This window comes from Flavobacterium sp. 316 (genome assembly GCF_000967805.1).
In the GTDB taxonomy this organism is placed as follows: Bacteria; Bacteroidota; Bacteroidia; order Flavobacteriales; family Flavobacteriaceae; genus Flavobacterium; species Flavobacterium sediminilitoris.
Window position 1 is genome coordinate 164,901 of the sequence record NZ_JYGZ01000003.1, and the last position, 9,813, is coordinate 174,713.

The window sequence follows — 9,813 nt, forward strand, 5'->3', positions numbered from 1 at the left end:
ATATATGAATAATCCAAATTTTACATTAACAAACACAACCAGTCCAGTAGGCAGTATTATAGCTTTTGCTGGTAATATTGAAAAATATAAAAAAGAAGCTGTTGAAACTTTATATGTTACCAGTCCCATAGAAGCATATGGCTGGATGTTGTGCGATGGTTCTGCATTAAACTCTAGTGAATATCCTGAATTATTTTCAGCATTAGGTTACTTATATGGTGGCTCTGGAGATACTTTTAACCTTCCAGACTTACAAGGACAGTTTTTAAGAGGTGTTGGTACAACTTCTGGAAGTGTTGAGGAGAGAACTAAAGCTCCAAATGGAGATTCTAATGGTGTAGGTTCTACACAAAAAGATGCATTACAAACACACCAACACACCTACAACGAACCCACTGGGGCAACTCCTGGAGATAAAGGACCTGCTTTTGCAGCAGTTATAAATAGTTATACTGGCATACCTACGAGTGAAAGTAATCCTTCATCTATAAATGTGAGTCAATATGAAACAAGACCCTCAAATACATTTATCTATTATTTAATAAAGTATACTTACAAGCTTCCTTCCTATAAACAGGAATAAATAGAAAAAGGCTTCGATTAAAAATCGAAACCTTTTTATGTGCTAGTTAAAAACTAATTACTTTATTATATATATGCTTCAATGGGAGCACAACTACAAACTAAGTTTCTATCTCCATACGTATCATCTACACGACGTACGCTTGGCCAAAATTTATTTTCAGCAACATATTCTAATGGGTAAGCCGCTTTTTCTCTTGAATATGGTAATTCCCATGTATTAGCTGTTAACATGGCTAATGTATGAGGTGCGTTTTTCAATTCATTATTTGGTTCTTCTGCTGTAGCAGCTTCAATTTCTTTACGAATAGAAATCATTGCATCACAAAAACGATCTAATTCTGCGATATCTTCACTCTCTGTTGGTTCAATCATTAATGTTCCTGCCACTGGAAAAGAAACAGTAGGAGCATGAAATCCATAATCCATTAATCGTTTTGCAATATCTGTTACTTCAATTCCTTTTACTTTAAATCCGCGACAATCCAAAATCATCTCATGAGCAGCACGTCCCATTTCTCCTGAATATAATACAGGGTAATGTTCTTCTAAGCGTGCTTTCATATAATTTGCATTTAAAATAGCATGTTTTGTAGCATTTGTTAATCCTTCAGAACCTAGCATACTAATGTATCCATAAGAAATTAAACAAACTAATGCCGAACCATAAGGAGCTGCAGAAATCGCTGTAATAGCTTGCTCTCCTCCTACTTTAATAATTGGATTTGATGGTAAAAACGGTACTAATTTATCGTTTACACAAATAGGTCCTACACCTGGTCCACCGCCACCATGAGGAATAGCAAATGTTTTATGTAAGTTTAAGTGACAAACATCTGCACCAATTGTTGCTGGATTTGTTAGTCCAACTTGAGCATTCATATTTGCTCCATCCATATATACTAACCCACCATTATCGTGAATAATTTTTGTAACTTCTTTTATTGTACTTTCAAAAACACCGTGTGTTGATGGATAAGTAACCATTAGACAAGAAAGATCAGCTGCATGCTCTATTGCTTTTGCTCTTAAATCTTCAACATCAATGTTTCCTTTTTCAGTTGTTTTTGTAACAATAATCTTCATTCCTGCCATAGCAGCAGAAGCAGGGTTTGTTCCGTGTGCAGAAGCTGGAATTAAACAAACGTTTCTGTGTGCATTTCCATTTGAAATATGATATGCTCTAATAGCCATTAGCCCTGCATATTCTCCTTGTGCTCCAGAATTAGGTTGTAGTGTTGTTCCTTGAAAACCTGTTATTACGTTTAATTGTTGTTCTAATTTTTTAAGTACAATTTGGTATCCTTCTGCTTGCTCAATAGGTGCAAACGGATGAATACTGTTCCAGTTTGCCATAGACAATGGTAACATTTCAGCAGCAGCATTTAGCTTCATTGTACAAGAACCTAAAGAAATCATAGAGTGGTTTAACGATAAATCTTTACGTTCTAATTTTTTAATATAACGCATTAACTGACTTTCAGAATGATGGTTATTGAAAACCTCATGTTGCAAAAATTCTGACTTTCTTTCTAGCAAAGTCGGAAAATTATTTTCTGTTGTTAATGCTGTTACTTTAGTTGTTTCTTTGCCAACAGCTTCTGCGAAAATGGCAATTACTTTATTAATATCTTGTAATGAAGTTGTCTCATTGAAAGATATTGATATTGTTTCATTATCAATATAATAGAAGTTTACTTCATTTTTCTCTGCAATTGTTCTTACTTTTTCAGCGTCTGCTTTTACAACAATTGTATCAAAGAAAGAAGTATTCGTTTGATATACTCCTATTTTGTTTAAAGCTTCAGCAGCTGTAACGGCCGAAGCGTGCACTTTTGAAGCAATATATTTCAATCCTTTTGGTCCGTGATAGACAGCATACATACCTGCCATAACAGCTAGTAATACTTGAGCTGTACAAATATTTGACGTTGCTTTCTCACGCTTAATATGTTGTTCACGTGTTTGTAATGCCATACGCAAAGCACGATTACCATTTGCATCTTGTGATACTCCGATAATTCTTCCTGGCATACTACGTTTGTATTCTTCTTTTGTAGCGAAGAAAGCAGCATGAGGGCCTCCATAACCCATTGGTATACCAAAACGTTGTGTTGTTCCTACTACTACAGCAGCTCCCATTTCTCCAGGAGGTGTTAATTTTACTAATGATAAAATATCGGCAGCAACTCCTACTTTAATATCGTTAGCATTTGCTTTTGCAATAAAATTAGTATAATCATTTACTTGTCCATATTTTCCTGGATATTGCAAAATAGCTCCAAAAAAGTCTGTTGAAAAGTCAAATGTTTCATGATTACCTATAACTAATTCAACCCCTATAGGAGTAGAACGTGTTTGTAATAATGATAGTGTTTGTGGTAATATTTCTTCTGAAACGAAGAATTTATTAACATTGTTTTTCTTTTGATCACGTGTACGCACATCAAACAATAAAGCCATTGCCTCTGCTGCTGCTGTACTTTCGTCCAACAGTGATGCGTTTGCAATTTCCATTCCTGTTAATTCAATAACTGTAGTTTGAAAATTTAAAATGGCTTCTAAACGTCCTTGTGCAATTTCTGCCTGATATGGTGTATAAGCAGTGTACCATCCTGGGTTTTCAAAAATATTTCTTTGAATAACAGCAGGTACAATTGTAGGGTGATATCCTAGTCCAATGTAAGAGGTAAATACTTTATTTTTCTTTCCTAATTCTTGAATATGATTTAAATATTCATATTCTGTCATAGCAGCATCTAAATCTAGATTAGATTGTAATCGAATATCGTCTGGAATAGTTTCATAAATAAGTTGTTCCATATTTTCAACTCCTACAGTTGAAAACATTTTTTCTAGGTCATTTTCACGAGGACCTATATGTCTCAAAGCGAATGCATCTGTTCTCATATCCTTAAAAAATAGGTATAATTTGTGTGTGTTGTTATTGGGCAACAAAAGTAATTATTAATCTTGTAATATTTTCTTTTTAAAAAGCTAATTTTTGTGATTTTATGAACTAATTGCCATTGTTATTAACACATTCCTTATTTTTGTTATATGCGTATTTTTAAAAACCTTGTTGATTTTTATATTGAAAGTAGCCTACATGTAGCTATAGCACTATATGCTTTGATAAGAATTACCTTTCTAAAATTAGACATTCCTTATGATGAAGCTGTTACTCATTTTGGTTTTTTTGGTACTATTGTGGGTTATAATTTTATAAAATATGATGAATTAGCGCGCATAAAGAAAATAAAACTTACTTTCCGTTTAAAAGCTATTATAGCGTTGAGTATCCTTTCCTTTTTTGCTGCTTTTTATTACTTTTTAGAATTGCATTCTCAAACGAAATTTGTGGGGTTTATTGCTCTCTTTATTACTATTTTATATACTTTACCTTTTATTCCAAACAGAGGTAATATGCGCAACTGGAGTGGTATAAAAATCTATTTAGTTGCCATTGCATGGGTAGGCGTCACTGTTATTCTGCCTGTTATTAATGCAGACTATGATTGGAACATTATTGTAATTTTAAAATGTATTCAACGCTTTATTTTTATTATTTTATTAATGCTTATTTTTGAAATTATTGATTTAAAAGTAGATCATTGGCATTTAAAAACTATTCCACAACAACTAGGAATGCATAAAACCAAAATTTTAACTTATTTGCTATCATTCATCTTTGTGTCTTTGGATTTTGCAAAACCTGATATTACAATTCAAAATTTATTAACTACACTCTCAATTGCAATTATTATTTGCCTATTTTCTTTTTTTGCTTCTACTAAGAGGAATAAATACTACACTAGTTTCTGGGTTGAAAGTATTCCCCTTTTTTGGTGGCTCTTGTGCTTGTTTTAAACTCAACTCTTTTTCCTTTATTAAATCAAAGAGTCGTTATGATTGATTATTAAAAAATGAGTTGATTTAAAAAGATATTTCATTATGGTTTTCTTCTTATTCTATTTCTTTCTACTCTTGTTTTTTTACTAAAAACCACAAAAGAAAATAAGCCATGGGGTACCACAACTACTACTTTGATAAGGGGTATATACGGGGTTGATAGGGAGTATATAGGGAGTATATAGGGAGTATCACCGTCTTTGACTCGTTTTTGACTCGTCCTAAAATAACTATACAAGTACAATTCCTTAATCTGTTTATTTTACTCTATACAATGATTCTTCGTTTGGTTAATACAATTTGATTTGTAGTTTTTATAGTAAAAAGTGACAAGTAATTAGTGAATGGTTACTTTATTTATACAAAACCCTGTAAATAATTTATTTGCAGGTTTTTTTGATTTTAATGTTGCTAAGATTATTTTCTTCTTATAAACTACTTACATACTGTTTCTATACACTATCCTCCCTTTATCCTAACCTTTAAGTAACCTTTAATATGGAGTAGTAGGTTTTCTAAAATAAATTAAAAACACTCTAACAACCCTCCATTTATTCTTGTGATTTTTTTTATTTTAAAAATAAAAATCACAACATAAAAACAACACGGAATTCATGAATTCCGTGTACTACTTTAAAAAAAAGGATGCTTCATTGTATTATTCTAACTATTTTTAAAAAAAATAACATTTGACGCAACCTTTTTTACWTTTTGATACTCTATAAGAATAAGRTTATTAAAAAAAAGATAAAAAAAAGGCAYGGTCTTTGTAACTTTTTTATACGATTAATCGTATAAAAAGTATAGAACAGTTAAAAAGTACGTATTTATACGTACAAAAAACATTGAAAAATACGTATTTATACGTATTGACCGGTATCTTTTTAAAAACTAGCTTTGACCTTTACAATTTACTAACAACTACTCACTTATGCATATAAAATTAAAATTAGGTGTGCTGGCAATGACTATTGCCTCACCCTTAGTGTTTGCCCAAGACATTCTTTGGGAAAAATCTTACGGAGGAAAACATGCTGAATATCTGTATGATGCTATTGCAACGCCAGATTATGGCTTTATTTTAGCAGGAAGTTCTATTTCTGGAAAAAACGGGAATAAAGAGGATAAAAACAAGGGCGATTTGGATTATTGGCTTTGGAAAATGGATGAGCATGGGAATCTGGATTGGCAAAAAAGTTTTGGAGGAACGGGAGTTGATCTGCTACAGAGTATTGCTATTACTCATGATGGTGGCTTTATTTTAGGGGGTACTTCTGCTTCTGATAAAGGACTTGATAAGAAGGAAGTGTGCAAAGGACAAGAAGATTTTTGGGTTATAAAGCTCAATGCTAAAGGACAAGAAATGTGGCAAAAAACCATAGGTGGTAATGGTATGGAGCGTCTTTTGAGTATTGCACCTACAAAAGAMGGKGGTYATATTTTAGGCGGTACATCGAGTTCAGATRAATCGGGTAAAGATGAAAAGGGAGTTGATGATGTGTATGGCAAAAGTGAAGATAGTAGAGGGAATCTGGATTATTGGGTAGTGAAATTAGACAAAGATGGGAAAGTACTTTGGCAAAAAACCTTAGGGGGTAAATATGTAGACGAACTAAAAAGTATTTCACAAACTATAGATGGTGGTTATATTTTGGGTGGTTATTCTAATTCTCCTATTTCAGGGGATAAAACCGAGAGCAACTTTGGACTAGGTGATTACTGGATTGTAAAACTAGATGAAGAAGGTGTTATCGAATGGCAACGTACACTGGGTGGCGATCAAGATGATCATTTATTTGCGCTATCTCAGACTACAGATGGTGGTTATATTGTGGGTGGTAATTCTAATTCTGGTGCGACTAATTCCAAATCAAAAACCAACAAAGAAGGTACTGATTTTTGGGTGTTAAAACTAGACAAAACAGGGAATATCGATTGGCAAGAAACCTACAATTATGGGAAGRTTGATATTTTAACCTCTATTGTAGAAAATCCGGATGGRAGCTACTTAATAGGGGGTTATGCACAGAGTGAAGCACAAGTGAAAAGTCAAAAGTTAAAAGTGAAAAGCCTGCAATCGGACAAAGAAGGYATTAACGATTATATTGCATTAAAGATCAATGCAAAAGGGGAAGAAATCTGGACGCAAACCGTAGGAAGCAAAGGTGAAGAAGTGATGAAAAAACTACTTGAAACCCGAGATGGTGGTTATTTGTTAGCGGGTACATCAAAAGGTAGTGTTTCTAGAGATAAAAATTCGGTAAAAGGCGGCTATGATTTTTGGGTGGTGAAATTACGCGATAAAGAGCGAGAGGAAAAAGCACGAATCACGGTAGAAGCCATGCCAAATCCGGCTATACATTTTACCAATGTGATTGTCAACTTTGACTATGAAAAAGGAACTGCTACCCTATATGATTTAAACGGAAGAAGCTTGCAAAGTATGGAAATTACAGGAGATAAAACCATTCCTATGGAGCTTAGCGYTTTACCACAAGGRATTTACCTTATWGAAATTAGAACCAATACCCAACACGGCAGTGTGAAGGTGATTAAAAAATAAAGAATTGAAAACAAAACGATACACCATGAGAATAACAAAACTGCTAACTATTGTATTGATAAGTGCTTTAGGGTTTGGGCAAANAGTGTGAAGGTGATTAAAAAATAAAGAATTGAAAACAAAACGATACACCATGAGAATAATAAAACTGCTAACTATTGTATTGATAAGTGCTTTAGGGTTTGGACAACAGAATGAAGAATCTCAAAAATATCTCCCTAATATAGTTCCTCCATCACCAGTTGCGTATGAACTAGGGAAATATGGGAATATGCCTATAGGATTAGTTACAGGTACTCCAAATAGTAGTATTCCTTTATTAACATATAAAACAAAAAACATACAATTACCCATCAATTTATTTTATGGAAAAAATGGAATAAAAGTAGATGATGTTTCAGGAAATGTAGGTTTAGGATGGAATATTAATATTGGAGGAATGATAAATAGAACTATCAGGGATAGAAAGGATAGTCCTTCTACATTATTTCCCAATAGTGCTGTTTTAGCGGGAGATAGTCAAGCTCGTTATGATTATTATTTATCTATTGCTTCAGAAACAGCCGATAGTGAACCAGATCTATACAGTTTTAATTTTAATGGAAATTCGGGACAGTTTATCTTTTATCAAAATGAAATTATCATGCTTCGAGATAATAAAATAAAAATTGAACATTTAGGAGTAAATGGGTTTAAGGCTATAACACCAGATGGATTAATTTATTTTTTTCAGGCAACAGAAACTTCTTTAAGAAATACGTTGGGTTCTGGTCATTCTGAACCTAGTGCGAGTATTACAGCATGGTATATGACTAAAATAGTGCATCCTAATGGGGATGAAATTTATTTTACTTACGGAGATTCTTTTTATGAATATATTACTTCAAAATCTCAAACACTGAGTTTTTCTCCAGTTGGAGGATATACAGATAATACAGGTTGTCCTAATCTTCCCTTATCTAGACTTCCTCGTTTAAGTAGTATTTATGAAGACTATTTAGCTATTCAAGCCAAAAAAATAACTCAAATATCTAGCAATAATCCTAAAAACGGAACAATTATAATCAGCTATATAAACAATGATACTGATGTTTTAGGTTTAGAAAAAATTACCAATATTTCTATAAAAAATGATGACAATCTAATTGTTGAAACTATTAACTTTAATTATACTGTTACCACAAACAAAAGAGTCTTTTTAGATGAAATATCGTTTTTAGACCCTGCCAAAAAATATCGTTTTGAATATATAGATAAAGAAGCACTCCCTGAAAGGCTTTCTTTTAAACAGGATTTATGGGGGTATTATAATGGTAAATCAAATACAGCTATTGTTCCATCAGGTATTAAAGGGTATGGTTTTGAAAACATAAGTTATGGAGGTGCTAATAAAGAAATTGATACTATTTATACTGCTAAAGGGATGTTGAATAAAATAGTTTATCCAACTAAAGGGTATACTCAAATCGAATATGAACCCAATACCTATTATGGGAATAAAACGATTTATCCTTCTGAATCCAGTAGAAGAATTACAGCTCGTTTTTTACCCAATGAAGAAACTGTTGAAACAGTTATTACAGTTCCTAATATTCAATATATCAAAATTTTAGGAAGAAGTTTATTTGATTCGGATAACTGTCCTTCCAATCATAATGTTAATAGACATTATGGAAATATAGAAGTTAGAGACTCTTTGACAAATCAAGCACTTCCATTACTTAAAATAGATGCTTATGGAAATTATTCATCAGTAGGAACTTCTCATATTTTAACAGGTAGTACAATAACACTTTATGTTAAAGTTGAAGCCAATACACCTTGTAAGTTTTCAGTTTCTGCCACACGTCCTTGTACGAGATCATTTTGCGATATAAAATACTATGTTACAGAACCTACAGTAATACAAACTAATATGCTTACAGGAGGGTTAAGAGTTAAAAAAACAATAGATAGTGAGTATAATGGAACAATTAAAAATCAAAAAAAATATTATTATACAACATCCGTTTCTGATTTGACAACTTCTTCAGGGAAAACTGTAAAGTTAGATCCTTCTTATTTTGAGATTCAGACTAGAAGAGTTGATTGTGGAGATCCAAATCATCCAGGAGGATTTGTTTCCTATAGAGACTACCAAATAGGATTGATAACTTCTAGTAGTTTAATGGAGCTGTTTGATCCTGAGGGGAACCATATTTATTATACCAAAGTAATTGAGAGTATAGGTGGAGATCATTTTGAAAATGGAGCTGTAGAGCATTTTTATAAATTCAAAAAGAACACACAAGGAAATTTAATCATGGGATCTGATATTAAATATTGCCCTACAAATAATTCTGCTTGGGATAATACAAATGAAGAAAAAAATATTACTTATTCAAATAAGAATGGAGCTCTGACTAAAATTGGTGAAGTTGTATATAATTATATCCTAGACCCTAGAACACCTGCTGCAAAAAAAATATATTCTTGTCGCAAGAATTTTGATTTATTGGCTTCGTATTCAGGGTATAATATTGAAAATTTAGCTAATCTATCAATTAAGATTTATGATATAAAAACCAATTGGAGCTATTTAGACAATACCATTGAAACGGTTTATGATGAGAATGGCAATAATCCTATTGAAACAACAAAAAACTATTATTATGATAATCTTAGCCATCTACAATTAAGTAGAGAATCTACTACTAACTCTGATAATGAAACGTTAGAAACCAAATATTCTTATGCCCATGAACAAAGTAATCAAG

The 9,813-nt window shown here is 32.4% G+C and carries 5 protein-coding genes; 4 read left to right on the forward strand and 1 reads right to left on the reverse strand.

What is annotated here, in order from left to right; genetic code table 11:
- Nucleotides 1-4 precede the first annotated feature (4 nt).
- A complete protein-coding gene (locus SY27_RS07085) occupies nt 5-583 on the forward strand; it encodes a tail fiber protein (protein WP_045968641.1) in 579 nt (192 codons plus the stop codon).
- A 65-nt stretch (nt 584-648) separates the two neighbouring features.
- Here the strand turns inward: SY27_RS07085 and gcvP are convergent, their stop codons facing one another.
- Nucleotides 649-3,492, reverse strand: a complete 2,844-nt coding sequence (gene gcvP / locus SY27_RS07090) for an aminomethyl-transferring glycine dehydrogenase (RefSeq protein ID WP_045968643.1) — start codon at nt 3,490-3,492, stop codon at nt 649-651.
- Nucleotides 3,493-3,642: 150 nt separating this feature from the next.
- Here gcvP and SY27_RS07095 point away from each other — a divergent pair, with 150 nt between their 5' ends.
- From SY27_RS07095 to SY27_RS18825, 3 genes are all read left to right on the forward strand, one after another.
- Complete coding sequence (locus SY27_RS07095; protein WP_045968645.1) at nt 3,643-4,452, forward strand: hypothetical protein; 810 nt, start codon at nt 3,643-3,645, stop codon at nt 4,450-4,452.
- A 973-nt stretch (nt 4,453-5,425) separates the two neighbouring features.
- Complete coding sequence (locus SY27_RS07100; protein ID WP_052705197.1) at nt 5,426-7,057, forward strand: T9SS type A sorting domain-containing protein; 1,632 nt, start codon at nt 5,426-5,428, stop codon at nt 7,055-7,057.
- A 133-nt stretch (nt 7,058-7,190) separates the two neighbouring features.
- On the forward strand, nt 7,191-9,813 hold a 2,623-nt coding region (locus tag SY27_RS18825), incomplete at its 3' end, for a hypothetical protein (protein WP_045968647.1).

Bases quoted from the DNA above. Each gene is read 5' to 3' on its own strand.
- SY27_RS07085 (WP_045968641.1), top strand. From the start codon at position 5: ATGAATAATCCAAATTTTACATTAACAAACACAACCAGTCCAGTAGGC.
- gcvP (WP_045968643.1), bottom strand. From the start codon at position 3,492: ATGAGAACAGATGCATTCGCTTTGAGACATATAGGTCCTCGTGAAAAT.
- SY27_RS07095 (WP_045968645.1), top strand. From the start codon at position 3,643: ATGCGTATTTTTAAAAACCTTGTTGATTTTTATATTGAAAGTAGCCTA.